Origin of the sequence: Tritonibacter multivorans (assembly GCF_001458415.1) — a bacterium.
In the GTDB taxonomy this organism is placed as follows: domain Bacteria; phylum Pseudomonadota; class Alphaproteobacteria; order Rhodobacterales; family Rhodobacteraceae; genus Epibacterium; species Epibacterium multivorans.
The window spans coordinates 23,863-50,067 of record NZ_CYSD01000019.1 but is presented as its reverse complement, the minus strand read 5'-3'; the positions used below and the strand labels follow the sequence as shown (position 1 = coordinate 50,067).

The window sequence follows — 26,205 nt, the reverse complement described above, 5'->3', positions numbered from 1 at the left end:
TGGCAGCCTGTCCCCGAAGCCAAATCAGCTTCGGGGCAAAGATCCAGTTCAATAGCCGCGTGTGCGATCGACCAGATGGTGCAAGGGCGCGCCGGCCTCTGCGCGATGGATGTTTTCGGCAATAACACCAGCGGCCGTGCTGGCGCGTGTGGCTGCGGCAATATGAGGGGTGACTGTGACATTGGGGTGGGCCCAATAGGGGTTCTCTGCGGGCAGGGGTTCAACCCGGAACACATCCAATGTTGCATGGGCGATCTGGCCGCTGTCCAATGCGGCCAGCAGGGCTGTGTCATCAATCAGCGGACCACGTCCGGGATTGAGGATGCAGGCCCCTTTGGGCATCAAGGCCAGTGTCTCCGCGTTCAGAACATGTGTTGTTGCGGCGGTGTCAGGCAGAAGCAGGGTCAGGATCTCGGAACGGCGCAGCGTGGCGTGCAGGCCCGCGTCACCGTGGTGGCAGGTCAGCCCCTCGATCTGTTTTTCCGTGCGCGACCAGCCATGCACATTGAACCCCAGCTGCGCCAGCGCCTGACCACAGGCCGCCCCCAACGCGCCAAGGCCAAGGATGCCAATATGGCGGTCTTGTGCCAGCGGCGGGGCGACTGGGTCCCAGGTTGTTTGATTGGCCAGATTGGCATCAATCCCAAGGTGATAGCGCAGCACATGGCCGGTGACCCATTCCACCATGGCCTGTGTCAGGCCGGGATCCACCATGCGGCACAGGGGCTGGGTCAGGGTTTCATTGGTGACGATCTGTTCCACCCCAGCCCAGAGGCTCAGCACCGCTTTGCAGCGGGTGTAGGGGGTGAAATCCTGCAGGTCCCCGTTGGGCGCATAGACGATATAGTCGACCTCTGCAGGTGCGAAATCCTGGCGCAGCTCCACCTCCAGACCGGCCGCGTCAAAGGCGGAGCGCAGATGCGGGGCAAATTCGTCCCAGCGGGCGGGCAGGGCGGCAAAGAGAACATTGATCATGTGGCGAACACTCCGTCCATATTGGCAAAGCCTTTGATTTCAATCGGATTGCCCGCGGGGTCGTGGAAGAACATGGTGCTTTGTTCGCCCGGCTCCCCTTTGAAGCGGGTGAAGGGTGCAAGCGTGAAATCGACCCCGGCGGCGGTCAGACGTTCGGCCAGCGCCTCCCAGTCGGCCTGCGGCAGGATCACCCCAAGATGCGGCATTGGCACCATGTGATCGCCCACTTTGCCGGTGTTGGCGGTGGCAAAAACCGGCCCGAGGTGAAGCGAGATCTGGTGGCCGAAGAAGTTGAAATCAACCCAAGTGTCGGTGCTGCGGCCTTCGACACAGCCCAGCGTCTGCCCGTAAAAGCTGCGCGCGGCGGCGAGGTCGTCAACGTGATAGGCGAGGTGAAAAATGCTCATGAGGTCAAATCCTGTGGCGGTTTCACCCTTAGGGATAGCCAGCAGATTGCACAAAGGGTAACTTGTTTTTCTGTGTTCAGACATAAGGAAACCTATGGATACGCAGTTTCTCTCTTCCCTATTGGCGGTGCTGGACGAAGGCTCGATCGCGGCGGCGGCGCGGCGCGAGGGGGTGACGGCCTCGGCCGTGTCGCAGCGGGTAAGCGCCCTTGAGGCGCAACTGGGTGTGGATCTGTTGCGCCGCGCTGGGCGGGTGATGCAGGCGACGCCGGAATGCCGGGCGCTGTTACCACGGATGCGGCAGATGGTGGCGTTAGAACGGGATCTGCGCGCGACCCTGCGGGGGGCAACGCTCGCTGGGCGCCTGCGGCTGGGGGCGGTGTCGACTGCGATGGGCGACCATGCGGCGGGCGTTTTGCGCCAGCTGCGCCAAGCTGCGCCCGAGGTGACGCTGGAGCTGGTGCCGGGCACCTCTGAGGCGCTTTATGAGATGATGGAGCGGGACGGGCTGGACGCCGCTGTGCTGGTCGCGCCGCCCTTTGAACTGCCCAAATCGCTGGCCTTCTTCCCGGTCGAGGATCAGCCCATTGGCCTGTTGCGCGGGCGCGACGCCGTCGGTGATTTGCCCTATCTTCTGTATTCTCGCGCAGCCTGGGGCGGGGCGCTGTGCTGGCAGGCCTTGGCCCAACAGGATCCCACGCCCGAGGTGCTGGCAGAAATGGACGCGCTGGAGGTCATGGCGCAGATGGTGGAAGACGGCGTGGCCCAAGCGGTGCTGCCACGTTGGCGGGGGGTGTCGCGCTATCCGGGGTTGGCCTTCACACCACTTGCTGGCGCCACGCGCCGTATTGGGCTGTTGGTGCACCAGCGCGACGCAGAGGGGGCTGTGGTCGGGTTGCTCAAAGAGGCGCTTACCCCGTAGCGCCCGGTCTTAACGCGCGCCTTAGCGGGGGCGGTGGACATTGGCGCTTTGGACCATGCCAAAGGCCGCCAGCAACACCAGCATTGCAGATCCACCGTAAGACACCAGCGGCAGCGGCACACCAACCACCGGGGCCATGCCCATGACCATCGACATATTTACCGCAAAGAACAGGAAGAAGTTCACCGCGATTCCCATCGTCACCAGCGAGGCAAAGCGATCCTTGGTGGCCAGTGCCGTGACCATGCAGAACAGGATGATCAGCAGGTAGAGGCACAGCAGGGTGATACCGCCAATAAAGCCGAACTCTTCGGCCAGTGAGGTAAAGATAAAGTCGGTGTGCTTTTCGGGCAGGAAGCTCAGCCGGGACTGGGTGCCCTGCATGAACCCGCGTCCATTCCAGCCGCCTGACCCTAGCGCGATTTTGGATTGGGTGATGTGATAGCCCGCCCCCAGCGTGTCTTGGCTGGGGTCAATAAAGGTATCGATCCGGCGGAACTGGTAATCCTTGATCAGCTGCCACGACGTGCCCCGGCTTTCGAACACCGTCACAACCAGCGCCACACCCGAGGCAATGACAAAAGCGAAATAGCCCCAGTGCACACCGGCCAGGAACATCACCACGCCGCCCGCAGTCAGCAGCAGGATCGAGGTGCCAAGGTCCGGCTGTTTGAGGACCAGTAAGGTCGGCGCGACAATGATCAGCACCGGCAGGAGCACCCAAAGCGGGCGCGAAGTCTTGGCCTTGGGCAGCCAGTCGTAATAGGCGGCAAGCAGCATTACGAGGGTGACTTTCATCACCTCGGACGGTTGCAACTGCATAAAGCCAAGGTCGATCCAACGCTGTGCGCCCATGCCGACGGTGCCAACAAATTCGACCGCGATCAGCAATGCAAACGCACCAAGGTAGGCCAGCGCCGAGACATTGCGCCAGAACCAGATGGGGATCATGGCAATGGCCAGCATAACCCCCAGACCCATCAGAAAGCGCTTCAGCTGCGGCTCCATCCAGCGGGACATATCGCCGCCCGACACGGAATAGAGCATCAGGAACCCGACACTGGCAGCGGCCGAAATCAGCAGCAGCAGGGGCCAGTTCAGATACAGGATCTTGCGCAGACCGGTTGGGGCGGATTGGGCGTTGTACTCAAGATAGCTCATGCCTGATCGTTCCCATCCGTATCCCGGCGCTTCAGGCGTTCAGTTTCCAGCCGCTCCTGCTGTTCCTTGATCTTGCTGCGTTGGCTTTTGGGATAGGCCGACAGGGGCGGCGCCCCGTCGTAAAGCGCCTGCAGCATGACATCGCGGGCAATCGGCGCTGCCGCTTTGGAGCCGCCGCCGCCGTGTTCGACGACAACAGCAACCGCGTATTTGGGATTGTCAAACGGTGCAAAGCCCACAAACAGCGCGTGGTCGCGGCGCTCCCATGGCAGGTCTTCGTTGCGGATCACGCCCGCAGCCCGTTCGGCCGCCGTAATGTTGCGGACCTGAGAGGTGCCGGTCTTGCCCGCCATGCGCATGCCATCGGCAATGATACGCGACCGATACGCGGTGCCGCGCCGGTCGTTTGACACCGAATACATGGCTTTCTGGACCGCCCGCAGGTGGGTCTCTTTCAGGCCCAGATCCTCGCCTGCGCCGCTGGGTTCTTCGATGCCATCAATGGATTTGATCAGGCGTGGGGTCACCGACCGGCCCGTGGCCAGCCGTGCGCTCATCACAGCCAATTGCAGGGGCGACGCCAGCATATACCCCTGACCGATTGAGGCGTTCACCGTGTCACCGATCAGCCAGTCCTGGCCATAGCGCTGTTCTTTCCAGGCCCGGTTCGGCGTGAGGCCCGAGGCGACTGCCGACATGGGCAGGTCGTGGCGCATGCCCAGACCCAGCCGGTTCGCCATCTCGGAAATCTTGTCGATCCCCACTTTCACCGCAAGGTCATAGTAATACACATCGCAGGAGTGCTTCAGGCTGTCTTCGAGGTTCATATGACCGTGGCCCGCGCGTTTCCAGCAGTGGAACCGACGGCCGCCGACCTCCAAATGGCCGGGGCAATAGGCGGTGTCCTCAAAGCCGACAACGCCTTCTTCCAGACCCGCCAGCGCGGTGACCATTTTGAAGGTCGAGCCCGGCGGGTAGGTGCCCTGTACGGTTTTATTGGACAGGGGGCGATAGGTGTTGCCGGTCAGGTCGCGGTAGTCGCCCACCGAAATCCCGCGCACAAAGAGGTTGGGGTCAAAACTCGGCGCGGAGGCAATGGCCCGAATGTCGCCGTTGTCCACATCGATGATCACGGCAGCCGCACTTTCTTCGCCCAGACGCGCCTGCACGTAAGACTGCAGTTCCGCGTCGACCGTCAGCTGCAGATCCGCGCCCGCTTCGCCTTCCTGACGGCCAAGTTCGCGCATGACCCGGCCAAAGGCGTTGACCTCGACCTGTTTCGTGCCTGCCTTGCCACGCAGGGTTTCTTCGCGTTTGGATTCCAGCCCGACCTTGCCGAACTGGAACCGCGGGGTCAGCAGGATCGGGTCAGGATCGTCCATTTTCGACAGGTCATAATCGGACACCGGGCCAACATAGCCGATCACATGGGCAAAATCTTCGTGTTGCGGATAGTCGCGGGTCAGGCCGACCTCGGGCGCGATGCCGGGCAGGGCGGGCGCATTGGCGGCCACGCGTGCGACGTCTTCCCAGGCCACCTGATCCGACAGTGTCACCCGGTGGAACCGTTTGGAGTTTTTGATGTCTTTCAGCGCCTCTTCGACATCTTCGTCCGAAATGTCGATCACCTCGCGCAGATTGGCGATGGCCTCTTCGATATTGCCTGCGTTTTCCGGCACGATAACAATGCGGTAGGAGGGCGAATTTTGCGCAATGGTGATGCCATTGCGGTCAAAGATCCGCCCCCGCGCGGGCGGTAGCAGTTCAAAGTTGATGCGGTTTTCTTCGGCCAGCAGCCGGAACTCATCGGCCTGATCCACCTGCAAATAGCGCATACGCGCCGCCAGACCGCCGGCAAAGGCCAGCTGCAACCCGCCCAGCAGCAGCGTGCGGCGGGTCAGGGTGCGGTGGGTGGAGTCGAGCTCTTTTGGATTGCGCTTCAACTGCGGGCTCCCATGGCCTCGATCTCGGCGGGCGTCAGACGGCGCACACCCAAGAGGCTCTGGCTGATGAGGACAACAAAGGGGTAGGCGATCAGGGTCATGATACCTTGCACCAAGATGGGCGCAAGGTTGGCCTGTTCAACCCCGAGGACCCCAAGGATCATCCGGTTCATCAGGGTGATGATGGTCAGGGTGATGGCCACGGTGGTCCATTCGCCCAAGAAAGGGGTTTCGTGCTGGGGGGGCATGCGCACCTTGAGGAATTCACAGGCCAAAAGCACCAACAGCGCCCAAAGGCCGGGCGGGCGCTGCAACAGCAGATCCCCCATCAGCATGACGGCGGCAATCAGCAGCGCGGGCACAAATTCAGGGCGGCGCAGCGCCCAGGCCAGACACAGGGCGGCAAGGAAATCGGGGGGCGGCCAGCGCACGGGCAGGGTGTTAAGCGGCAGGAGGTGGAAGAACACCACCAACAGCGCGACACCCGCAAACCCCAGCCGCATCAGCCATATTGCCGTGGGCGAGGTCTTAGCCATTGTCGCCAGCCCCCGCAGTGCCCGAAGTGTTGCGTGCAGGCAGGTCACGACCGCGCAGGAAATCTTCGGGCCGTGTGGTGGGACGCAGGCGCGGCGTCAGCTCTTCGGAAAACGGTGTGATCAGCTGGCCCGGATCCTCGATCCCTTCGGTGCCGTGATGGCGCAGCACGCGCAGGAACTCCAGCCGCTCGTAGTCGGCGGACAGGCGCACCCGCAGACGGCCGCTGCGGTCTTCGGCCACTTGCCCGATCAACAGACCGGCGGGAAACACGGACCCATCACCCGAGGTGATCACCCGGTCACCGGGGCGTACCAGTTCGGGGTTTTCGACAAATTCCAGCGTCGGCGCGGCAGAGTTGTCGCCGCTGACCAGCGTGGTTTGGCCCGAGGGCTGAATGGTGGCAGGCACGGTGCTGGCCGCATCGGTCAACAGAACCACCCGCGCGGTGGTGCGCCCGGTGCCGGAAATGCGGCCCACAAGGCCAATCCCGTCCATCGCGGCCCAGCCGTCCTGAATGCCATCCTGCGCGCCGACGTTCAGCAGCACGGATTGCCGGAAGGGCGACCCGCTGTCGGCCATCACCACCCCGGTCACATAGGTGAGTTTCGGGTCCAGACGCACATTGTTCAGATCCAGAAGCCGGGCGTTTTCCTGCTCCAACTGCAAAGCGGCCTCTTTCCAGGCCCGCATCTGGCGCAGTTCAGAGCGCAGCTCGCGGTTCTGTTCTGCCAGCGCATGATAGCTTTGGAAATCGCGGATCAGGTTGATGGTGCCGTTCACGGGCACCATGGCCCATTGCATTGAAGGCACCATGCGGTCCACCACCTGCGCGCGGAACCGTTCAACGCGCGGGCTGTCAATGCGCCACACGAGGAAAATCGCCCCAAGGCAAATCACCAGCACCGCGAGCAGCAGGCGCTTCAGCGGACCCGAATACTCGTCACGCTCCTTGGCCAAGGCGTCCTTTCCTGAACCAGAGCCCCGCGCAGCGCAGGGCCGGGTTCATCAGCTTTCGTAGTCGATGGCGTGGGCCAGTTTCTTCTCGAACTCCAGCGCCTTGCCGGTGCCAAGCGCCACACAGTTGAGGCTCTCGTCCGCGATAGAAACCGCAAGGCCGGTCTGCTCGCGCAGGGCAAGATCCAGATCGCCCAAGAGCGCTCCACCGCCGGTCAGCATGACGCCCCGGTCCACGATATCTGCGGCCAGATCCGGCGGCGTGGTCTCCAGCGCGGTCATCACCGCCTCGCAGATCTGCTGCACCGGTTCGGCCAGGGCTTCAGCGACCTGAGCCTGCGAAATCTCGATCTCTTTCGGGACACCGTTCAACAGGTCGCGACCGCGGATCTGCATCGACTGGCCGCGGCCATCGTCGGGCATGCGCGCGGTGCCGATGGAGGTCTTGATACGCTCTGCCGTGGCTTCCCCGATCAGCAGGTTCTGCTGGCGGCGCAGGTAGGAAATGATTGCCTCGTCCATACGGTCGCCCCCGACGCGGACAGAGCGGGCGTACACAATATCGCCCAGCGACAGAACCGCGACCTCGGTGGTGCCGCCGCCGATGTCCACAACCATGTTGCCGGTCGGGTCGGTGATCGGCATGCCCGCGCCAATGGCGGCAGCGATCGGTTCTGCGATCAGACCCGCGCGGCGCGCCCCTGCGGCCAGAACCGACGAGCGGATCGCGCGTTTTTCAACGGGCGTCGCGCCGTGGGGCACACAGACGATGACTTTGGGTTTGGAGAACGTCGACCGCTTGTGCACCTTGCGGATGAAGTGTTTGATCATCTCTTCGGCGGTGTCAAAGTCGGCAATCACCCCTTCGCGCATCGGGCGGATCGCCTCGATAGACCCCGGCGTCCGGCCCAGCATCAGTTTCGCGTCTTCGCCCACGGCGAGCACTTTTTTCACGCCATCTTTGACGTGATAGGCGACAACGGACGGCTCCGACAGAATGACACCTCGACCTTTGACGTAAACCAGCGTGTTAGCGGTGCCGAGGTCAATGGCCATGTCCGAAGTGAACAGACCGCCGAGATTTCCGAAAAGCGACATATATGAAGGATCCTGTCAGAACTGCCTTATTGGCCAATGCGACTCTAGGATAAGAGCCACCGGTTAGAGATCTTATAAGCAGCCATGGGTTAGCGCGAAAGGGTGGATTGCGCGGCATCTTTCCCTTTTGCGGTGCTGAATCTGTGCAAAGGCGCAAGATTTGGGCAAACTCCCGCCGGTGAGCGCATCGCTTTGCGGACCGATTGACCGTTTCCCATGGGAGACAAACGGGCTAAGGAGGGCACATGCTGTCCTATCAACATATCTTTCATGCTGGCAACTTGGCCGATGTTCAGAAACATGCGCTTCTGGCCTGGATGCTGGCGTATCTCACGCGCAAAGACAAACCGCTGAGCTATTTGGAAACGCACGCCGGGCGCGGGCTTTATGACCTTGCGTCAGAAGAAGCCGTCAAAACCGGCGAGGCCGCTTCGGGGATCGAAGCCGTGCGGGAGTGGTTTGGTGCCGATCACCCCTATGCCAAAGTGGTCGCTGAAATGCGCGCACGCCACGGTGAGGCGGCCTATGCGGGGTCTCCTTTGCTGGCCGCTGAAATGCTGCGCGCCTGTGATTCCATGCATCTGGCCGAACTGCACCCGCAGGAATGTGCCGCCCTGCACGACGCGATGCAGACCCTGCCAAAGGGGCGCGGTGCGCGTATTCACCAGCAGGACGGTTTTGCCCTCGCGCAGTCCCTTGTGCCCCCGGAACCACGCCGGGGGCTGTTGCTGATTGACCCTTCTTACGAGATCAAAGACGATTACGTCCAGATCCCCAAGACGATCGGCAAACTGCATCGCAAATGGAACGTTGGGGTGATTGCGCTGTGGTATCCGATCCTGACCAATGGTGCGCATGAACCAATGCTGGCGGCACTTGAGGCGCAGAACCTGGCTGGGGCTGAACGGCACGAGGTGCGTTTTCCCCCGGCGCGCGACGGCCACCGGATGGTGGGATCGGGCATGTTTGTGGTCAATGCGCCCTTTGGTCTGAAGGACGAGGCGCAGGCGCTGGCGGCGCGTTTCGCGGCGCTAAGGTAGGGGTAGGAGTAGGGGGCGCTGCCCCCGGCCTGCGGCCTCCCCCGGGATATTTTTGAAAAGATGAACGGGCTGTGCTGGCCTATGGGGTGGCGGCGATTTTGGCATCCGCCGCTTCCCAAGCATGGATCCAGTCCCAGCCGCCAAGCGCCTCGATTAGGGGGGCGAGCTCTGCTTCAAATGGGCGCCATTTCTCCAGCCCCTTTTGATTGATGCCCGCGCGCAGCTGTACCACGGAGGCCGTGCGTACCGCGTCGCTGCGGGTTTCGGGAGACAGGCAGCTGGTTTGCCAGTCTGCCCCGATGTGGTCGAGGACGGCGCGCATCTGTACCTCGGGCTGCTGGACCAGCGCGCGATAGCTCTGCTGGCGCAGCCGTGGCCCCAGCTTGGCCACGCAGTCGTCCACAACCGCATAATTGGCGCGAATATAATGGCCGATCCAGTTTAGCTGTTTGCTGAAGCCATGGCCGGTCCGAAACGCATTTGAGATCAGCGAAAGCCCCACATCGAGCGGATGGCGCCGCACAAAGACAAAGCGCGCTTCGGGCAGGGCCAGTCCCGCAAGGGCCATGTCAAAAACATTGCCGGGCATTTTGTCGACAACCCAGTGGGGGCGGCTGGCCCCGGGGGATTGCGGCGGCAGGCTGCTGTTTTCGCGGTAGAGAAGTGCAATACGGTCCAGAACCTGCTGACGTGGCCCGTCCGGCAGTGCGCCCCACCAAGCCCAGGGATCGTGGCCAGATAAGGACAATTGCTGTTGCAGGGCCGCTTTCAATCCGGCGCTGGCCTGTGTCAGGGCCATGCTTTCCCCAACCGTCGCAATGTCGCTGTGTCCCAGCGCCATGCTTTCCAAGAGGGTGCTGCCAGAGCGCGGCAGGCTGGTGATAAAAACAGGTATGGGGTGGTCCCGCGGGGGCGGAGGTCCGGCATCCACTGCGGCGGGCAAGTGTTTGATGTGGCTTGCGACCAAAGCGTCGAAACTGGCCGGAGCATAGGAGCCGGGAGTGGCGTCTTTGGACGCCAGAAAATGCGCCATTGCGGCAGCGGGGTCAGAGGTGAATTTGATCCGCCCCAGCGTGTTCTGTGCGGTGACAAACTCTGGCGCTGGCAGGCCGGGGCGGGCGGCAAGCCGTTCGATGGTTTTGGCCTCGGCGCTGTTTGGGGCAATCCCCTCCACCCTTTCTAGTGCCGAAAGGAATTGCAGGTTGTTCGGTGTAAGCTGAAGAGCGGCACGAAAGTCCCGCGCGGCGTCTTGTTTCTGCCCTATCGACAAATGCCGCGCCGCACGTTTGCCAAGTAGTGCTGCGTTTTCTGGCCATAGGGTGACCATTACATCCATGATCTCCATCGCGCGGGCCAAATTGCCAAGCTCCCAATAACAGGTGGCCGCCATGTCCAGAGGCGCGGTCTGGTCGGGGTGTTCGGCGATCATCGGCTGCAGCAGCACCAGCGCACGTCTGAAGGCGCGCGCGTCAAAGGCCGACTTTGCCAGCGCAAGGTCCGCCGCATAAAGGGATAGGGCCGCATTGTCGGTGATGGGCGTGTTGGCAGAGGGGCGCTGGCGTTTGGTCATCAAAGAGGAGCCGTTGGCAGTGGGTATTTCCACAACCATAGCCGCCAATTCCTTTCCAAATCGGCAAGGAGCCCACCCAGTGGTTTTGGTGTTTGCTGGACACAAAAGAGGCGCAGACTGGTGCCTGCGCCTCTTTGATGTGTCATCTTGATCTGCGGACGATCAGTGCACGTCCTTATAGGAAATCTCGCGGGCATCGACGCCTTCGCCCACCTTGCCCCGGCGTACGATCAGACGGTTCAGCGCGTGGATATAGGCCTTGGCCGAGGCCACAACCGTATCGGTATTGGCGCTTTCGCCGGTGGCAATATTGCCCTCTTCTTCCAGGCGCACGGTGACGGTCGCCTGCGCATCGGTGCCTGCGGTCACCGCGTGCACCTGATAGAGCTGCAGGCGCGCCGTGCTTTCGTGGATCTTGCGGATCGCCTTGAAAGTTGCATCGACCGGGCCGTCGCCTTCGGAGGTGGCGGTGATGTCTTGGCCATCCACTTCCATCTCAACCGTGGCTTCTGCCGGGCCGCCGGTGCCGCAGGTGACTTTCATCGACACCAGCTGCAGCGCATCATCTTCGCCGCCTTCGCCAACGCGCATCAGCGCGACGATATCGTCGTCAAAGACCTCTTTTTTGCGGTCGGCCAGTTCTTTGAAGCGGACAAACAGATCCTTCAGCTGGTTGTCACCGATCTCGTAGCCCAGCTGCGCAAGCTTGTCGCGCAGCGCCGCACGGCCCGAGTGTTTGCCCAGGGGCAGCGAAGTGCCCGACAGGCCCACATCTTCGGGGCGCATGATTTCAAAGGTTTCTTTGTTCTTCAGCATGCCATCCTGGTGGATGCCCGACTCATGCGCGAAGGCGTTTTTGCCCACAATCGCCTTGTTCGGCTGCACCACGAAACCCGACACGGTCGAGACACGGCGCGAGATATGCATGATCTTCTGCGTGTCGATGCCGGTGTGGAAGGGCATAATGTCATTGCGCACCTTGAGCGCCATAACGACCTCTTCCAGCGCGGTATTGCCCGCGCGTTCGCCCAGACCATTGATGGTACATTCGATCTGACGCGCGCCGCCCGCTACCGCGGCCAGCGCATTGGCGGTCGCCATGCCAAGGTCATTGTGGCAGTGGGTGGCAAAGATCACATCATCGGCACCCGGCACGGTCTCGATCAGGCGTTTGATCAGATCGGCGCTTTCCACCGGCGCGGTATAGCCCACGGTGTCGGGGATATTGATGGTGGTGGCGCCTGCTTTGATCGCGATCTCGATCACGCGGCACAGGTAATCCCATTCGGTCCGGGTGGCATCCATTGGCGACCATTGCACATTGTCTACGAGGTTGCGCGCATGGGTCACGGTGTCGTGGATCTTTTCGGCCATCTCGTCCATCGACAGGTTCGGAATGGCGCGGTGCAGCGGCGAGGTGCCGATAAAGGTGTGGATGCGCGGGCGGGCCGATTTGCGCACGGCCTCGGCGCAGCGGTCGATGTCTTTGAAATTCGCACGCGCCAGACCACAAATGGTGGAGTTCTTGGAACGCTCGGCGATCTCGGACACCGCGCGGAAGTCGCCTTCAGAGGCGATGGGGAAACCTGCCTCAATAATGTCGACGCCCATGTCATCCAGCAGCTCTGCAATCTCGAGCTTTTCGTCATGGGTCATGGTGGCGCCGGGGCTTTGTTCACCATCGCGCAGGGTGGTGTCGAAGATCAGGACGCGATCTTTGTCGGTAGCAGTGGTCATGTCTGTAAACTTTCTTGCTCTGTCATCAAAGCCACCCGTTTGGGTACGCATCTTGTTGGGGGCTTGAAAAATGGGGTCCAGTCCTTGGCGCGCATGCACATCCTCTGAGCGGGCGCGCCGGATGGCACGCTCAGAGGCGGACTAGGAGCAGTAGGCCACGCAGAGCCGCGCCACGGGTGGTGGCGTCCAGAGAAAGGATATCTGCGTTCATGGTCATGGGGCGTTTTTATACAGGCCAAGCCGTGAATGGAAAGAGGAATTTTTTCCCCAAGGCAGGGGCGGGGATTAGACGGGGCTCACCCTCGCCAGAAGGCCAGCCAGCGCGCGGTGGTGTCAGGCCGCAGTTTGGCGGCGTCCAGAGCGTCCTGCGCAAGCCGGGGCAGGGCACGTGCCAGCCTGTCGCGCGGGGCGAGGGAGGCCTCTAGGTGATCCAGCGCAATATTGGCCCAGACATCGCGGCCATCGTCCGTGGGTGCGGCAAAAGCACAGAGATAAGCGTGGTAGCCCGCAGTCGTGCCAAGGCCGAAACCGCGTCGCATCGCCCCCAGTTTCGCCCGCAGTCGCAGGCCAAAGGGGCTGGGGGGCATTTTCACTTCCGGCAGTCGCGACGCCAGCGCGCAGTTCACCGGCTGACCGGCAGGGAACATCGACCGTTGCATCCCGTGATAGACATGGCGGATGGGGTGACGGCGTCCGGTGTAAAGCGTGACAAGGGCGTCAGCGACATCAGGTCGGCCCAAGGACGCGATGCGCTGAATCAGGTCGAAATGTTCGAAATTTGATCTTTCTGAGGTATTGATTCCTATGGAAGAGTTGTTTTTGTTGAGAAATGAAAAGTACCCCCGCGAGGGGTCAAGGCCCAATACCCCTAGATCATAGGCCGGGGCGTCGGCTGCGGGTCTGGTGCCGCTGTGTGCGATGATGTGGTCGACAAAGGTCTCGTACCCCGCTTGGGAGGACAGCAGGCCGGTCTCGGACTGCACCAACGGGCGATCCGTCAGACCGTCAAACAGACGCGCAGGCGGCGATTTGAAGACGCTGGCGGTTGCGACCATCACGAAGGGGGCCGCAAGGTGATCGGCCACCATCCGGAGCCCGCCGCAAAGGCCGGGGTCGGTGTCGTGGATCAGATGGTGGACCGGCAGATCGCTGCGCTGATTGGCGGCGTCACAGAACAGCAGGATCTGAACCGGCGCAGCGCCCTCGACCTCCAGCCCCTGTTTCAGGGCGGACAGCACGGCAAAGGACAGTTCGCCCTGTTGGCGCGTGGCAGCAGCGCCCGTGCCAAATACTGTGAAAACCAGCCAAGCCATCGACGCCTGCGATGACTTATTCGCTGGTCGGCTGTTCAGGCGCCTGCTCACCGGCCCGGCCCGAGGTCAACGCCCCATCGTCCCAGAGCCCAGAGGCCTCCTGACCGCTGGCATAGCGCATGGTGCCCGGACCCTGACGTTTGGAATCAACAAAGGTGCCGGTGTAGACGTCACCATTGGCATAGCGCGCCACGCCTTCGCCGCTGATCTTGCCTTCGCGCCATTCGCCTTCATAGACGAACCCGTCGGGCATGGTCACTTTGCCCTGACCCTGACGTTGACCTGCGGCGAACTGGCCTTCGTAGACAGAGCCATCCGCATAAACCACCTTGGCGCTGCCCTCGCGCAGCCCGGCTTTCCAATTGCCTTCGTATTGGTAGCCATCCGCATAGGTCATGATCCCAAAGCCATCGAATTTCGCGCCTTTGAAGTCCCCGGAGTAGGTGACGCCATTGGGATAGGTGGCAACGCCAGTGCCATCGATCATGCCGGCTTTCCACTGGCCCTCGTAGGTGCCGCCATCGGCATAGGTGATGCGGCCCACGCCATGCGACAGGTCATCCTGAAATTCACCCTCGTAGATCGAACCATTGGCATAGGTCACTTCGCCCTTGCCGTGGATTTGCCCGGCCTTCCATTCCCCGTGGTAGACATAGCCGTCAGCGCCGCGAAAGGTGCCCATGCCTTCGCGCAGGCCATCCATGAATTCGCCCTCGTAGACATCGCCATTGGCATAGGCCAGACGTCCCTGTCCCTGCCTGCGACCATCCACCAGCGGGCCATCATAGATATCGCCATTGGGCTGTGTCAGGCGACCGGTTCCGGTCATCTGGCCCTCGGTCCAATCGCCCTCATAGACCAGCCCATCCGGCAGGGTCAGCTTGCCCTTGCCGTGCAGTTTGCCGCCCTTTATCGCGCCCTCATAGACCGCGCCAGTGCCATAGGTGATGCGGGCGTTGCCCTCTTTGCGTCCCTCGACCCAGTCGCCGTCATAGGAATAGCCGCCCGGCATCATCATCACGCCGCGCCCATGCTGGCGGGCGTTCAGGAACTGCCCGTCGTAGCGCACGCCATTGGCATAGATCGCCACACCCTGGCCGTTGATTTCGCCATCGGACCATTCGCCCTCGTAGGTGCCACCATCGGTATAGGTGATCTTGCCGATGCCTTCGGGTTTGCCTTTGGCAAATTCACCCTCATAGACCGATCCATTGACAAAGCGCGCCACACCCTGACCGCGGATTTCGCCTTCGACCCATTCGCCGGAATATTCATAGCCATCGGGCAGCCGGTAGGTGCCCTGCCCATGCTGCAAGCCGCCTTTGAATGTGCCCTCATAGACGCCGCCAACTTCGTCCTGCTTGCTGGAAATCTGGCTGCTTTGGGCAAAGGCCGGCGCGGCCACAAGAGGCAGCTGCACCAGGGCGAAGCTTGCGGTCAGCAAAAGAGCAGGGTGGATGCGGGGCATGACGTACCTCTTGTCGCAAAATTGGGCCGTGTGTGTGGCCGCGTGCCAAATGGGTAGCGGTTTGCCCAGACCCTAAGCGAGCACAGCCCGCCCCGCAACGGTTTTGCCGGTGCTTTCCTGCGCGTGCGCAACGGGTTGCTGCCCGGTACAGCGCGTCGCGGGGCCTTTGGGCTGGCCCTTCGCGCCGGTTGCAGGTAAGGGCTTTGGACAGACATTGGACGAAATCTGCGAGCAGGGGATCCTTTCCATGAGCTTCACGGGCGACCGTTTTCGCGTGACACTGGCACAGTTGAACCCGACAGTGGGCGATCTGGACGGCAATGCCGCCAAGGCGCGCGCGGCATGGGAGCAAGGCCGCGAGGCCGGGGCCAATCTTGTGGCGCTGCCGGAGATGTTCATCACCGGTTACAATACGCAGGATCTGGTGATGAAGCCCGCCTTCCACCGCGCGGCCATGGCTGCGGTGGAAGCCCTCGCGGTGGAGGTCGCCGAAGGCCCAGCGCTTGCCATTGGGTGTCCCTGGGCCGAAGATGGCAAGCTTTTTAACGCCTATCTGATCCTGAAGGATGGCAATATCGCCTCCAAGGTGCTGAAGCATCACCTGCCGAATGAAACCGTCTTTGACGAGGTGCGGATCTTTGATGCAGGCCCTCTGGGTGGTCCCTACAGCGTTGGCAATACCCGCATCGGATCGCCCATCTGCGAGGATGGCTGGCACGAAGACGTGGCCGAGACGCTGGAAGAAACCGGGGCAGAGTTCCTGCTGATCCCTAATGGGTCGCCCTATTTCCGCAATAAGATGGAAGTGCGCCAAAACCATATGGTCGCCCGCTGCATCGAGACAGGCCTGCCGGTGATCTACCTCAATATGGTCGGCGGTCAGGACGATCAGGTCTTTGACGGCGGCAGCTTTGCCCTGAACCCTGGTGGCGCGCTGGCCTTGCAGATGCCGGTGTTCGACGAATGCGTCACCCATGTGGATCTGGAAAACCCGGGCGATGGCTGGCGCATTGTTGAGGGTGAAAAGGCGCCCATCCCGGATGAATGGGAACAGGACTATCACACCATGGTGCTGTCCTTGCGCGATTACATGCGCAAGACCGGCTTCAAGAAGGTGCTGCTTGGCCTGTCGGGCGGGGTGGATTCGGCCATTGTTGCCACCATCGCCGTGGATGCGCTGGGTGCGGAAAACGTCCGCTGCGTGATGCTGCCTTCGGAATACACCTCTCAGGAATCGCTTGAGGATGCCGAGGCCGTGGCAGAGGCGCTGGGCGTGCATTACGACTATGTCCCGATTTCCGAAGGTCGCGCGGCCATCACCAATACGCTGGCGCCGCTGTTTGCGGGTCTCGATGAAGGGCTGACCGAAGAAAACATCCAGTCCCGCCTGCGCGGCCTCTTGTTGATGGCGATGTCCAACAAATTTGGTGAAATACTGCTGACCACCGGCAATAAATCCGAGGTCGCCGTGGGCTATGCCACCATCTATGGCGATATGAACGGCGGCTATAATCCGATCAAGGATCTCTATAAAACGCGGGTGTTTGAAACCTGCCGCTGGCGCAATGCCAATCACCGCGCGTGGATGATGGGCCCGGACGGCGAAGTGATCCGCCCCAATGTTATCGACAAGCCGCCAAGTGCGGAGCTGCGCGAGGATCAGAAAGACAGCGATTCCCTGCCGGATTACCCGGAACTTGATGCCATTCTGGACATTCTGGTCGACCAAGAGGGGGCCATTGCAGATTGTGTCGAAGCGGGCTTTGACCGGGATGTGGCCAAACGGGTGGAACACCTGCTGTATATCAGCGAATACAAGCGCTTTCAGTCCGCCCCTGGCGCGCGTCTGACGCCACGGGCGTTCTGGCTGGACCGCCGTTACCCGATCGCCAACCGCTGGCGCGATCCCTCCTGATTGGCCGGATCTGGCATCAATCAGGGCGTCAACTGAGGCGCGAATAACACAGGCGCGGGCCATTGGCCCTTGCCTCCGTTTGCCAGCTAGCCGCGCCTTCGGGGGCACTCTAGAACGGGGGCATGTCTGCACCCGCGCTGCCCCAATTTGATGCGGATCGCACCCTGCCTGCTGAGGTCGATGTTGTTGTCATCGGCGGCGGCATTATTGGCGCGACTACCGCTCTGGAACTGGCCGAGAGAGGCCACTCTGTCCTTTTGTGTGAAAAGGGCCAGCTGGCGGGCGAACAATCGTCGCGCAATTGGGGCTGGGTGCGGCTGAGCCAGCGTGACCCGCGTGAACTGGCGCTGATGATGCAGGCCTTTCCTCTGTGGGAAGGCCTGGAGGCGCGCACCGGCCAGCGCACAGGCTATACCACCTCTGGCATTGTCTACACCGCCCGCACGGCGCGGCGCGAAGCACAGCTTGAACGCTGGTCACAGCATCTGCGGGATCTGGACCTGCCGGGCGGGATGCTGCGCGGGCAGGGGCTGGACGCCCTGCTGCCGGGCTATGGCGGCCGCCTGCGATCCGGGTTCCATACCCCTTTTGATGGCCGGGCAGAGCCGCAATGGGCCACCCATGCCATTGCCACCGGCGCGCAGGCGGCGGGGGCCACGATTGTCACCGGCTGCGCCGTGCGGCGCCTGGATGTCGAAGGCGGCGCGATCTCGGGTGTGGTGACGGAAAAAGGCCGCGTGCGGGCGACCGCTGTTGTGGTGGCGGGCGGCGCGTGGTCGCGCCTGTTCCTGCGCAATGAAGGGATATTTCTGCCGCAGCTGAAGGTTCTGAACTCGGTCATGCGCCTGTCAGGGGTCGATGGCATCCCCGACACCACCGTCTGGTCGCGTGGCTTTTCGATCCGCAAACGCGCGGATGGTGGCTTTACCGTCGCCGGGGGCGGCAATAATGTTGTGGATCTGGTGCCGGATCTGCTGCGCCTTGGACCACGGTTCCTGCCCGCCTATCTGCGGGATATGGGCAATGTCCGTCTGCGTATGGGCGACCGCTGGGGCGATGAGGTCGCCGACAGCTATGGCTGGGGGGCGCAGGACCGGTCGCCTTTTGAACGCACCCGCGTTCTGGACCCAAAACCCTGGCCCACCGCGATCCGCAAGGCCCTTGCGGCCGCGCGCGATGCTTTCCCGGTGCTGGAGCAGGCCGATGTGACCCAAAGCTGGGGCGGGCTCATTGATGTGACCCCGGATGAAATCCCGGTGATCTCCGAGGTGCCAACCCTGCCGGGGCTGTTTGTGTCCACGGGCTATTCCGGCCATGGCTTTGGCATTGGGCCTGCCGCAGGCAAACTGACCGCCGATCTGGTGACCGGCGACCCTGCCATTGTGGATCCCACACCGTTTGCCCTGTCACGGTTCACCCGCAAGGGGCGGCGTGCCGCGCCAGAGGCTGTGGCCCAGCCCGCCAGCTGATCTTTACAGCTGATAGCTGACCGGCACATAGCGGAAGCCGTCGCCGCGTGTTTCCACAAACCCCGCCGCCGGGAAAGGCATATGATAGCCAATCATCGGCAGCCGGTCAGCGGCCAGCATGCCCAGCATCTCACGCCGCGCGGCGGTGGCCGCTGCCTTGTCCATGTCAAAGCGCACCTCCCATTCGGGACGGGCAAAGCTGAACACATAGTGGTTGGCCAGATCCGCAATCAGCACCATCTGCGCGCCATTGCTTTCCAGCATGTAATTCATATGCCCCGGCGTGTGGCCATAGGCAGGCATCGCAGTCACGCCAGAGATGACCGCGCCGCCGCCATCAATAAAGCTCATCTTTTCCGCCAGCGGGGTGACGTTCTTGGCCACCAGATCACCAACCCTGTTCCCGGCCTCCATGGCAGCCCAGAAATCATACTCGCGCGCAGCTGTGACATAGCGGGCATTGGCGAAGGTGGGGCGGCCATCTTCGCTCATCATGCCGCCAATATGGTCAGGGTGCATATGGGTGAGGACCACCACATCCACGTCCTCCGGCGTCCTGCCCGCATCCGCCAGCGCCGCGGTGATGGATCCGGCATTAAGCCCAGTATCAAACAGGATGGTTTCGGAAGATGGTGTGGTGACCAACGTGGGCGTGAAGTAAAACTGCCCCGCATCCGGCGAGACAAAGTTCTCCTCCGCCACGCGGGTCCAGTCGGCATCCGCCGCGCCGCCGCCAAAGATCTCCTTCATACCATCCCGAGCGACGCTGCCGGACAGCAGTGTTGTGACGGTGAAATCGCCAATCTGAAAAGCGCGGGCTTTGGACGGTGCCGCAGGGGCTGCGGCCTGAACTGGGGTGGCAATGGTTGCAGTCACGGTCGCGGCCAAGGTTGCGGACAGGGGCGCGGCTGCGGCTCCGGCAAGGGCCGCGCGGCGGCTCAGTTTTAGGGACATTTGGACCTCCTGATGAACGTCTGTTCTATCCAGATCGAGCTAGCCCAGTGCAGAGGCAAGGCGAGGGGACTTCACGAATTGTTTTCCGCCGCGCCCTACAAAGGGGGCTCTGCCGATGTTCTGCGGGCGGGGTTTCATCTTTTTCCAAATATCCCCGCCGGAGGCCGCGCCCGTCAGGGCGCGCTCTTTGCCCCGCCAAACTGGACAAACCGCCCCCCATGTGAGACAGACCGATCAACAGGAGATAGTTGATGACCACCACCCGTTTTGCTCCGTCGCCCACCGGATATATTCACGTGGGCAACCTGCGCACCGCGCTGATGAATTACCTGATCGCCCGCAAGGCGGGCGGCACCTTCATCCTGCGCATTGACGACACCGACCCAGAACGCTCGAAAGAAGAATACGTCGATGCGATCAAGGAAGATCTGGAATGGCTGGGTCTGACCTGGGACAAAGTGGAACGCCAGTCCGAACGTCTGGATCTTTATGCTGAAGCCGCCGACAAGCTGCGCGAGATCGGCCGCTTCTACGAGGCGTTCGAGACGCCCACTGAACTGGACCTCAAGCGCAAGAAACAGCTGAACATGGGCAAGCCGCCGGTCTATGACCGGGCAGCGCTGGCGCTGTCGGACGCAGAAAAAGACGCGCTGCGCGCCGAACGCGGCGATGGCGTCTGGCGCTTCAAGCTGGACCACGAACGGATTGAGTGGACCGACGGCATCCTTGGCGACATCTCCATCGATGCGGCCTCGGTTTCCGATCCGGTGCTGATCCGCGGCGACGGTCAGGTGCTCTATACCATCGCCTCTGTGGTCGATGACACCGATATGGGCGTGACAAATGTTGTGCGCGGCTCGGACCACGTCACCAACACTGCAACCCAGATCCAGATCATCAACGCGCTGGGCGGCAACTGCCCCGATTTCGCGCATCACTCGCTGCTGACCGGCCCTCAGGGCGAGGCGCTGTCCAAACGTCTGGGCACCTTGGCGCTGCGTGATCTGCGCGAAGCAGGTGTGAAACCAATGGCGCTGCTGTCGCTGATGGCGCGTCTGGGCTCCTCTGATCCGGTGGAACTGCGCTCTGAAATGTCCGAGCTGATCGAAGGTTTCGACATTTCCCGCTTTGGCTCTGCGCCGACCAAATTTGACAGCAATGACCTCTACCCGCTGACCGCCCGCTATCTGCAGGGTCTGGACGTTGCGGACGTCAAAGGTGAACTGGACGCAATTGGCGTGCCTGCTGACAAGCAGGGGGCCTTCTGGTCCATGGCCAAGGAAAACATCTCCACCCTCAAGGATCTGGGCAAATGGTGGGATCTCTGCGTCAATGGGTCCGATCCGCTGATCGCAGATGAGGACAAGGACTTCATCGCGGAAGCCATGGCGATGCTGCCCGAAGGCCCTTATGACGGTGACAGCTGGAAGGCTTGGACAACCGCCGTCAAGGACGCCACCGGTCGCAAAGGCAAAGGCCTGTTTATGCCGCTGCGCAAGGCGGTAACCGGCATGGAGCGCGGCCCCGACATGGGTGTGCTGCTGTCCCTGATGCAGGTGGTGCGCGCGCGCGGCTAAGGCGCGAGCGAAAACAGCAATCAAAGACGGCATCCCTCGGGGTGCCGTTTTCGTTTGCCCCTCTTTGAAGGAAAAACTGCGGCGATTTGATGCATGTCAAATCAGGCTTTTGTGATCCGTGCCATAGCAGACCCATCGAAACCCAGATGGAGGCATGGATCATGCGCATTACCAAACGGACCAATATCGCCGTCAGACTGCTGATGTTCTGTGCCACGCACCGGGATCGACTGGTGACCAAATCGCAGGTGGCCGAGGTCTGCAATATCTCGGAAAACCATCTGGCACAGGTTGTGAACCAGCTGAGCCAGCTTGGTTACGTCACCACGCAGCGCGGCCGCAATGGCGGGTTGATCCTGCGCCGGGATCCAAAGGAAATCGTCATTGGCGATGTCTTTCGTGATGTCGAAGGTGACTTGCCGATGGTCGAATGTTTTGCCGACGTGGACAACACCTGCCCGCTGACCGATGCCTGCCGCCTGCGCGCGGCGCTGACCCGCGCTGCCGAGGCCTTTTACAGGGCATTGGATGATGTGACGCTCGAAAGCCTGATCTGCGACAATGTCGAGTTGGAAAAGATCCTGAACCCGGTCAGTTGCGGTGCCGCGGCCCGCTAGTCGCGTGCCCTGAGGACGCGGGTTGGTTTCGCCGCCAAAGGCCCCCAGGCAAAGGCCAGCCCGGCCAGCAGGGTGACCAGCACACCGCCCGAGATCACCATCAGCACATTGGGCCAGATCACCACAAAGTCGGCCTCGAACATAAATGTGTTCACCGCCCAGGCGCCGACAATGCCCGCAACCAGCGCAACAACGCCCGCCGCCAGCCCCAACAGGGCCGATCGCAGGGCAAAACTGCGCAGGATCTGGGCACGTTCGGCCCCCAGCGCTTTCAGCACAGCTGCCTCGTACCGCCGTGCGGGTTCTGCCGCCGCGGCGGTGCCTAACAGCACCAGAAACCCGGTCAGCAGTGTTGCCGCCGCCCCATAGGCCGTGGCGCGGGCCAATTGGCCAAGGATTTCAGACACGCGGTCAATCGCGTCCCGGACGCGGATGGCGGTGATATTGGGCATGGCCCGCGCCAGATCACGCAGGATTGCGGCCTCTGCCTCGGGCTGTGCGTAGACACTGGCGATATAGCTGTGTGGCGCGCCCGCCAGCGCGGCCTCGTTCATCACCAGAATGAAGCCCATGCCCGCGTTTGAAAAATCCACCTCGCGGAAGGATGTGACGGTGCCGGTGATGTCCCGGCCCAGCACGTTTACGGTCATGCTGTCGCCCAGCCTCAGGCCCATTTCCTCGGCCTCTTCAGCGGCAAAGGAAATCTGCGGTTCCCCGACATAATCCGGCCCCCACCATTCGCCTGCTGTGACAGTGGTGTTTGCAGGTTTCGCGCCCGCATAGGTCACCCCCCGGTCGCCGCGAATGACCCAGTGGTCGCCTGCAACCTCGGTTGCGGGTTGGCCATTGATGCGGGTGATCACCCCGCGCAGCATCGGCGCGCTTTCGACGCGGGACACGGCGGCGTCGCCTTCGGTGCGGGCCAGAAAACCGGGCATCTGGTCGCGCTGAATGTCGACAAAGAAATAGGATGGCGCCACGTCCGGCAGGTTACCGGCAATGGCACGGCGCATATTACCGTCGATCTGGCCAATGGCAGCCAGCACAGTCAGCCCCAGACCCAGGGCCAGCACGGCGGGTGCAGCCCCATCGCGCCCCGATGCAATCGCGGCGAGCGCCCACCGCAGGGCCGGGCGACCGCGCGCCCAGCGGTTTGCCACCCGTGACAGCCGCGACAGCAGCAAGGCCGCGACCAGCAGAACGGCCAACGCCCCGGTCAGACCGCCCAGCGTCCAGAGCGTCAGCAAAGGCGAGCCGCTGAACAGCGCGGCAGAGCCGACCAGAACAGCCAGTAGCACAGCAGTGGCCACCAGAAAGCGGGGCGCAGGCACATGGAAGCCACCGGTGCGGGCCTCGCGGAACAGGGTGGCTGCACGTACACGCTCTGCCCCCGCCAGCGGCCAGAGGGTGAACAGCAGGGCTGTCAGCACACCGTACAAAGCGGCCTCGGCCAGTACGGAAGGGTAGACGGAGAACACCGCCGGAAACGGCAGCTGCGCGGCGATCAGCGGACCCAGAAGCACGGGCCCCAGTCCCCCGAGCAGAAGCCCCAGCGCAATGCCTGCAAGCGACAGCGCGCCGACCTGCAGGAAGTACGTCAGGAAAATCACCCGGCGTTCCGCCCCCAGCGTGCGCAGGGTGGCAATGGTCGCGGTCTTGCCCGCCAGATAAGCGCGCACAGCGGTCGAGACCCCAACGCCGCCCACAGCCAGCCCCGACAGGCCGACCAGAACCAGAAACCCGCCCAGCTGTTCCACAAACCGGGCAATCCCGGGCGCGCCATTGCGCGCATCGCGCCAGCGCAGACCCGCATCGGCGAATTGCGCTTTGGCAGCGCGTTCCAGTGCCGCAAGATTGGCACTCGCGGGCAATTCCAGCCGGTATTTGGTGGAAAACAGCGTCCCCGGTGCCAGCAGCCCCGAGGTCGCCAGCGCCTCGGTCCGCACCAGCGTGCGGGGGCCAATGGCAAAACCGGATCCGGCCGCATCGGCCTCCCATGTCAGGATTGCCGACAGGGTGAAGGCCTGATCGCCCAGGCGGAAGCTGTCGCCCACTGCAAGGCCCAACCGGTCGGCCAGAACCCGCTCCATCACGCCCTGATGACCGGCGAGGGCGTCAGGCAGCGCCAGGGGCGGATCAAGCCGGATTTCACCACGCAGGGGGTAGAGGTCATCGACCGCCTTCACCTGCGTCAGGGCACGTTCTTCGCCGACGACAGCCATAGAGCGGAACTCCACGACCTCGGACAAGCGGGTGGCGTGGGAGGCAAGCCAGGCGCGTTCTTCGTCGCTGGCAAAGCGGTAGGTCAGCGTCGCTTCGGCGTCGCCGCCCAGAAGGCTTGCGCCTTCGCGGGCCAGACCGGCCTCGATTGAGGCGCGGATCGATCCGATGGCGGCAATGACGCCCACGCCAAGCGCAAGACAGGCCAGAAACAGACGGAACCCGCGCAGGCCGCCCCGCAATTCGCGCAGGGCAAAGGTCCAGGCCAGCGCCAGATGCGCGCGGAAATGTGCGTTCATTCGGCGGCCTCTTGCGCGCTGTCTTCGGGTTGAATGCGCCCGTCCCGCAAGGCGATCACCCGGTCACAGCGCGCGGCCAGTTCCGGGGCGTGGGTCACCATCACCAGCGTCGCCCCATGGCGGTCGCGCAGCGAAAACAGCAGGTCCATGACGGCGGCGCCATTGGTCTGATCCAGATTGCCCGTGGGTTCATCCGCCAAAATCAGCGCCGGGCGCGGGGCCAGCGCGCGCGCCAGCGCGACGCGCTGCTGTTCGCCGCCCGACATCTGCGCAGGCAGGTGATCGGCGCGATGAGCGAGGCCCACGGCCTCCAGCTCTGCCTTGGCACGTTGAAAGGCGTCCCGTGCTCCCATCAGTTCCAGCGGGGTGGCCACGTTTTCAAGGGCGGTCATGGTTGGGATGAGGTGGAAGCTTTGGAACACCACGCCCATATGCGCGCGGCGAAACCGCGCCAGCGCGTCCTCGCCCATTGCGGTGAGATCCTGCCCTAGCGCGGTGATCCTGCCTGCGGTTGCCTGCTCCAGCCCGCCCATCAACATCAACAACGACGATTTCCCCGACCCGGACGGCCCCACCAGCGCCAATGTTTCGCCTTTGCGCACCTCCAACGAGATATCATGCAGGATCTCCACCGGGCCGCTATTGCCATCCAATGTCAAAACCGCATCTTGGAGTGTCAGGAGCGCGTCCCCATCTTGGGGATGTTGGGCAGGGGTCATGAACACGGGCCTCCGGCTAAATCTTTGAATGGATATGGAGTTGCACAGGCCATGCGCAAGCAGATTGGTGCATTTTTATTGAGTGTTGGGCTGCTGGCGGGCGGATCTGTCGCAGCTGAGACCGGATCTGCACCGCTGCAGATCACCGCGTTTGGCGACAGTCTGGTGCAGGGCTATGGGTTGCCGCAGGGCGAAGGGCTGGTGCCGCAGCTCGAGGCGTGGCTGCGCGCGGAAGGGGCCGATGTCACCGTGACCAATGCCGGGGTTTCTGGCGACACCACAGCCGGAGGGGCGGCACGGGTTGCCTGGACCCTGTCAGAGCAGACGGATGTTCTGGTTGTGTTGCTGGGGGGCAATGACCTTTTGCGGGGGCTGCCGCCAGAGCAAAGCCGCGCAAACCTGCACCAGATCCTGTCGACGGCCACGCAGCAGGGCGTGACGCCTGTGCTGATCGGCATGAAGGCCCCGTTGAACTATGGTGCCGGGTACAAGACGTCCTTTGATGCCATCTACACGGATTTGGCAGCAGAATTTGATGCCCCGCTTGTTGAGGATGCCTTTGCCGGGATGCGCCTTCAGGCTGGTGAGGATCCGCAGGGCTGGCGCGCCTTTATGCAGGCGGATGGCATCCATCCAAATCGCGACGGGGTGGCGGCAAATATCGCGGTGATTGGGCCGGTTGTGCTGGATATGGTGGACAGGTTGGCTGCAGCGAGGCGCGTGGACTAGGCGTGGACTAGGGTGATTGCATCGGCAGTCCGCATTTCATCGGCTCGGTGGCGCACCAATGCCCCGTATCAGGGTCCCGTAACAGGGCCCCGTATTTAGGCAACGTCGATGTGGAAATCGCTTTTTCGCGCGCGACCTTCGCGGGACATTTGGCGATCAAACTCTGCGTCGATGTCGGTCGGGGCGTCCCAATGCCCCCCCCGCGCATAGAGCCCCAGAATGGTCAGCATCGTGAATGCCGCGCCGGAGAAGGCATAAATGAGGAAACAGAAAAACAGCGGAACGCCCAAAAGCGTGTAGGCCAGAACGGCGGTTGCGAGGCCGAAAATCGTGCCGAATGTCAAACCTACGAATGCCATAACGCGTCTCCTCCTCCGTCGACATTTGATCCCGATACGCTTTCAGCCCGCTGTCCTATCAGCCCTCCCTCTCGCCAATTTCAGGGCGAAAAAGGGCTTCATATTGCGGATCTGACGGCTCTTCCTACAAGACGTTGCGCTGGCGAGGTCCCATGCTGAACAGGTCCTTACGCAGCCATCCTAGCATTAACACTACACTCACTTCTCCTAAGAAGTTGGAAA

At 62.4% G+C, this 26,205-nt stretch carries 22 protein-coding genes; 7 read left to right on the top strand and 15 right to left on the bottom strand.

Going from position 1 to position 26,205, the window contains the following annotated elements; translation table 11 throughout:
* Positions 1 to 48: 48 nt before the first annotated feature.
* The gene (locus tag TRM7557_RS06645; RefSeq protein WP_058289441.1) at positions 49 to 975 is read right to left on the bottom strand and encodes a 2-hydroxyacid dehydrogenase; all 927 of its coding nucleotides are present in this window, start codon (positions 973 to 975) and stop codon (positions 49 to 51) included.
* Positions 972 to 1,382, bottom strand: coding sequence for a VOC family protein (locus TRM7557_RS06640; protein ID WP_058289440.1), 411 nt, complete (start codon positions 1,380 to 1,382; stop codon positions 972 to 974). The genes TRM7557_RS06645 and TRM7557_RS06640 overlap by 4 nt, the downstream gene beginning before the upstream one ends.
* Before the next feature lie 94 nt (positions 1,383 to 1,476).
* Between TRM7557_RS06640 and TRM7557_RS06635 the strand changes: the two genes are divergently transcribed.
* A complete protein-coding gene (locus TRM7557_RS06635; RefSeq protein ID WP_058289439.1) occupies positions 1,477 to 2,304 on the top strand; it encodes a LysR family transcriptional regulator in 828 nt (275 codons plus the stop codon).
* 21 nt (positions 2,305 to 2,325) lie between these two features.
* Here the strand turns inward: TRM7557_RS06635 and rodA are convergent, their stop codons facing one another.
* From rodA to TRM7557_RS06610, 5 genes are read right to left on the bottom strand one after another with little or no spacing between them, the layout of a single operon-like run.
* Positions 2,326 to 3,465 (bottom strand): rod shape-determining protein RodA, encoded by a 1,140-nt coding sequence (gene rodA, locus TRM7557_RS06630; protein WP_058289438.1) that lies wholly within the window; start codon positions 3,463 to 3,465, stop codon positions 2,326 to 2,328.
* Positions 3,462 to 5,408 (bottom strand): penicillin-binding protein 2, encoded by a 1,947-nt coding sequence (gene mrdA / locus TRM7557_RS06625; RefSeq protein ID WP_058289437.1) that lies wholly within the window; start codon positions 5,406 to 5,408, stop codon positions 3,462 to 3,464. Before mrdA ends, rodA begins: the two co-directional genes overlap by 4 nt.
* On the bottom strand, positions 5,405 to 5,944 hold the full coding sequence (locus TRM7557_RS06620) for a hypothetical protein (protein WP_058289436.1): 540 nt from the start codon (positions 5,942 to 5,944) through the stop codon (positions 5,405 to 5,407). The genes mrdA and TRM7557_RS06620 overlap by 4 nt, the downstream gene beginning before the upstream one ends.
* Positions 5,937 to 6,902, bottom strand: a complete 966-nt coding sequence (gene mreC / locus TRM7557_RS06615) for a rod shape-determining protein MreC (protein WP_058289435.1) — start codon at positions 6,900 to 6,902, stop codon at positions 5,937 to 5,939. The genes TRM7557_RS06620 and mreC overlap by 8 nt, the downstream gene beginning before the upstream one ends.
* 48 nt (positions 6,903 to 6,950) lie before the next feature.
* A complete protein-coding gene (locus tag TRM7557_RS06610) occupies positions 6,951 to 7,997 on the bottom strand; it encodes a rod shape-determining protein (protein ID WP_058289434.1) in 1,047 nt (348 codons plus the stop codon).
* Positions 7,998 to 8,242: 245 nt separating this feature from the next.
* Here TRM7557_RS06610 and TRM7557_RS06605 point away from each other — a divergent pair, with 245 nt between their 5' ends.
* Positions 8,243 to 9,037 carry a 23S rRNA (adenine(2030)-N(6))-methyltransferase RlmJ gene (locus TRM7557_RS06605; protein ID WP_058289433.1) on the top strand — a complete coding sequence of 265 codons (795 nt, stop codon included), beginning with the start codon at positions 8,243 to 8,245 and terminating at the stop codon, positions 9,035 to 9,037.
* A gap of 79 nt (positions 9,038 to 9,116) precedes the next feature.
* Here the strand turns inward: TRM7557_RS06605 and TRM7557_RS06600 are convergent, their stop codons facing one another.
* The 4 genes from TRM7557_RS06600 to TRM7557_RS06585 all read right to left on the bottom strand — a co-directional run bounded on the left by TRM7557_RS06600 (position 9,117) and on the right by TRM7557_RS06585 (position 15,125).
* The gene (locus TRM7557_RS06600) at positions 9,117 to 10,607 is read right to left on the bottom strand and encodes a tetratricopeptide repeat-containing sulfotransferase family protein (protein ID WP_165592421.1); all 1,491 of its coding nucleotides are present in this window, start codon (positions 10,605 to 10,607) and stop codon (positions 9,117 to 9,119) included.
* A gap of 162 nt (positions 10,608 to 10,769) precedes the next feature.
* A complete protein-coding gene (locus TRM7557_RS06595; protein WP_058289431.1) occupies positions 10,770 to 12,344 on the bottom strand; it encodes a 2-isopropylmalate synthase in 1,575 nt (524 codons plus the stop codon).
* Positions 12,345 to 12,640: 296 nt separating this feature from the next.
* Entirely contained in the window at positions 12,641 to 13,657 is a 1,017-nt protein-coding gene (locus tag TRM7557_RS06590; protein WP_058289430.1) for a hypothetical protein, read from the bottom strand.
* Positions 13,658 to 13,673: 16 nt separating this feature from the next.
* Entirely contained in the window at positions 13,674 to 15,125 is a 1,452-nt protein-coding gene (locus TRM7557_RS06585; protein WP_058289429.1) for an MORN repeat-containing protein, read from the bottom strand.
* 247 nt (positions 15,126 to 15,372) lie between these two features.
* Here TRM7557_RS06585 and TRM7557_RS06580 point away from each other — a divergent pair, with 247 nt between their 5' ends.
* The gene (locus tag TRM7557_RS06580; RefSeq protein WP_058289453.1) at positions 15,373 to 17,040 is read left to right on the top strand and encodes an NAD+ synthase; all 1,668 of its coding nucleotides are present in this window, start codon (positions 15,373 to 15,375) and stop codon (positions 17,038 to 17,040) included.
* A 122-nt stretch (positions 17,041 to 17,162) separates the two neighbouring features.
* Complete coding sequence (locus TRM7557_RS06575; protein ID WP_058289428.1) at positions 17,163 to 18,509, top strand: NAD(P)/FAD-dependent oxidoreductase; 1,347 nt, start codon at positions 17,163 to 17,165, stop codon at positions 18,507 to 18,509.
* Between the two features lie 3 nt (positions 18,510 to 18,512).
* On the opposite strand, the gene TRM7557_RS06570 is transcribed toward TRM7557_RS06575, so the two are convergent.
* Positions 18,513 to 19,463, bottom strand: a complete 951-nt coding sequence (locus tag TRM7557_RS06570; RefSeq protein ID WP_058289427.1) for an MBL fold metallo-hydrolase — start codon at positions 19,461 to 19,463, stop codon at positions 18,513 to 18,515.
* A 251-nt stretch (positions 19,464 to 19,714) separates the two neighbouring features.
* Between TRM7557_RS06570 and gltX the strand changes: the two genes are divergently transcribed.
* Both gltX and TRM7557_RS06560 read left to right on the top strand, forming a co-directional pair.
* Positions 19,715 to 21,040: a glutamate--tRNA ligase gene (gltX, locus tag TRM7557_RS06565; protein WP_058289426.1), complete on the top strand. Its 1,326-nt coding sequence runs from the start codon at positions 19,715 to 19,717 to the stop codon at positions 21,038 to 21,040.
* Positions 21,041 to 21,201: 161 nt separating this feature from the next.
* Positions 21,202 to 21,657: an RrF2 family transcriptional regulator gene (locus tag TRM7557_RS06560; protein ID WP_058289452.1), complete on the top strand. Its 456-nt coding sequence runs from the start codon at positions 21,202 to 21,204 to the stop codon at positions 21,655 to 21,657.
* Here TRM7557_RS06560 and TRM7557_RS06555 read toward each other — a convergent pair.
* Both TRM7557_RS06555 and TRM7557_RS06550 read right to left on the bottom strand, forming a co-directional pair.
* Positions 21,654 to 24,176 carry an ABC transporter permease gene (locus tag TRM7557_RS06555; RefSeq protein ID WP_058289425.1) on the bottom strand — a complete coding sequence of 841 codons (2,523 nt, stop codon included), beginning with the start codon at positions 24,174 to 24,176 and terminating at the stop codon, positions 21,654 to 21,656. The two genes, TRM7557_RS06560 and TRM7557_RS06555, sit on opposite strands and share 4 nt — an antisense overlap.
* Positions 24,173 to 24,895 carry an ABC transporter ATP-binding protein gene (locus TRM7557_RS06550; RefSeq protein ID WP_058289424.1) on the bottom strand — a complete coding sequence of 241 codons (723 nt, stop codon included), beginning with the start codon at positions 24,893 to 24,895 and terminating at the stop codon, positions 24,173 to 24,175. The genes TRM7557_RS06555 and TRM7557_RS06550 overlap by 4 nt, the downstream gene beginning before the upstream one ends.
* Positions 24,896 to 24,946: 51 nt before the next feature.
* Between TRM7557_RS06550 and TRM7557_RS06545 the strand changes: the two genes are divergently transcribed.
* Positions 24,947 to 25,624, top strand: a complete 678-nt coding sequence (locus TRM7557_RS06545; protein WP_058289423.1) for an arylesterase — start codon at positions 24,947 to 24,949, stop codon at positions 25,622 to 25,624.
* Positions 25,625 to 25,719: 95 nt separating this feature from the next.
* Here TRM7557_RS06545 and TRM7557_RS06540 read toward each other — a convergent pair whose 3' ends face one another.
* Positions 25,720 to 25,983, bottom strand: a complete 264-nt coding sequence (locus TRM7557_RS06540; RefSeq protein ID WP_058289422.1) for a hypothetical protein — start codon at positions 25,981 to 25,983, stop codon at positions 25,720 to 25,722.
* Positions 25,984 to 26,205: the final 222 nt, after the last annotated feature.

Coding starts and splice junctions, on each gene's coding strand:
- TRM7557_RS06645 (WP_058289441.1), bottom strand. CDS start 975: ATGATCAATGTTCTCTTTGCCGCCCTGCCCGCCCGCTGGGACGAATTT.
- TRM7557_RS06640 (WP_058289440.1), bottom strand. CDS start 1,382: ATGAGCATTTTTCACCTCGCCTATCACGTTGACGACCTCGCCGCCGCG.
- TRM7557_RS06635 (WP_058289439.1), top strand. CDS start 1,477: ATGGATACGCAGTTTCTCTCTTCCCTATTGGCGGTGCTGGACGAAGGC.
- rodA (WP_058289438.1), bottom strand. CDS start 3,465: ATGAGCTATCTTGAGTACAACGCCCAATCCGCCCCAACCGGTCTGCGC.
- TRM7557_RS06620 (WP_058289436.1), bottom strand. CDS start 5,944: ATGGCTAAGACCTCGCCCACGGCAATATGGCTGATGCGGCTGGGGTTT.
- TRM7557_RS06610 (WP_058289434.1), bottom strand. CDS start 7,997: ATGTCGCTTTTCGGAAATCTCGGCGGTCTGTTCACTTCGGACATGGCC.
- TRM7557_RS06605 (WP_058289433.1), top strand. CDS start 8,243: ATGCTGTCCTATCAACATATCTTTCATGCTGGCAACTTGGCCGATGTT.
- TRM7557_RS06600 (WP_165592421.1), bottom strand. CDS start 10,607: ATGACCAAACGCCAGCGCCCCTCTGCCAACACGCCCATCACCGACAAT.
- TRM7557_RS06595 (WP_058289431.1), bottom strand. CDS start 12,344: ATGACCACTGCTACCGACAAAGATCGCGTCCTGATCTTCGACACCACC.
- TRM7557_RS06590 (WP_058289430.1), bottom strand. CDS start 13,657: ATGGCTTGGCTGGTTTTCACAGTATTTGGCACGGGCGCTGCTGCCACG.
- TRM7557_RS06585 (WP_058289429.1), bottom strand. CDS start 15,125: ATGCCCCGCATCCACCCTGCTCTTTTGCTGACCGCAAGCTTCGCCCTG.
- TRM7557_RS06580 (WP_058289453.1), top strand. CDS start 15,373: ATGAGCTTCACGGGCGACCGTTTTCGCGTGACACTGGCACAGTTGAAC.
- TRM7557_RS06575 (WP_058289428.1), top strand. CDS start 17,163: ATGTCTGCACCCGCGCTGCCCCAATTTGATGCGGATCGCACCCTGCCT.
- TRM7557_RS06570 (WP_058289427.1), bottom strand. CDS start 19,463: ATGTCCCTAAAACTGAGCCGCCGCGCGGCCCTTGCCGGAGCCGCAGCC.
- gltX (WP_058289426.1), top strand. CDS start 19,715: ATGACCACCACCCGTTTTGCTCCGTCGCCCACCGGATATATTCACGTG.
- TRM7557_RS06560 (WP_058289452.1), top strand. CDS start 21,202: ATGCGCATTACCAAACGGACCAATATCGCCGTCAGACTGCTGATGTTC.
- TRM7557_RS06555 (WP_058289425.1), bottom strand. CDS start 24,176: ATGAACGCACATTTCCGCGCGCATCTGGCGCTGGCCTGGACCTTTGCC.
- TRM7557_RS06550 (WP_058289424.1), bottom strand. CDS start 24,895: ATGACCCCTGCCCAACATCCCCAAGATGGGGACGCGCTCCTGACACTC.
- TRM7557_RS06545 (WP_058289423.1), top strand. CDS start 24,947: ATGCGCAAGCAGATTGGTGCATTTTTATTGAGTGTTGGGCTGCTGGCG.
- TRM7557_RS06540 (WP_058289422.1), bottom strand. CDS start 25,983: ATGGCATTCGTAGGTTTGACATTCGGCACGATTTTCGGCCTCGCAACC.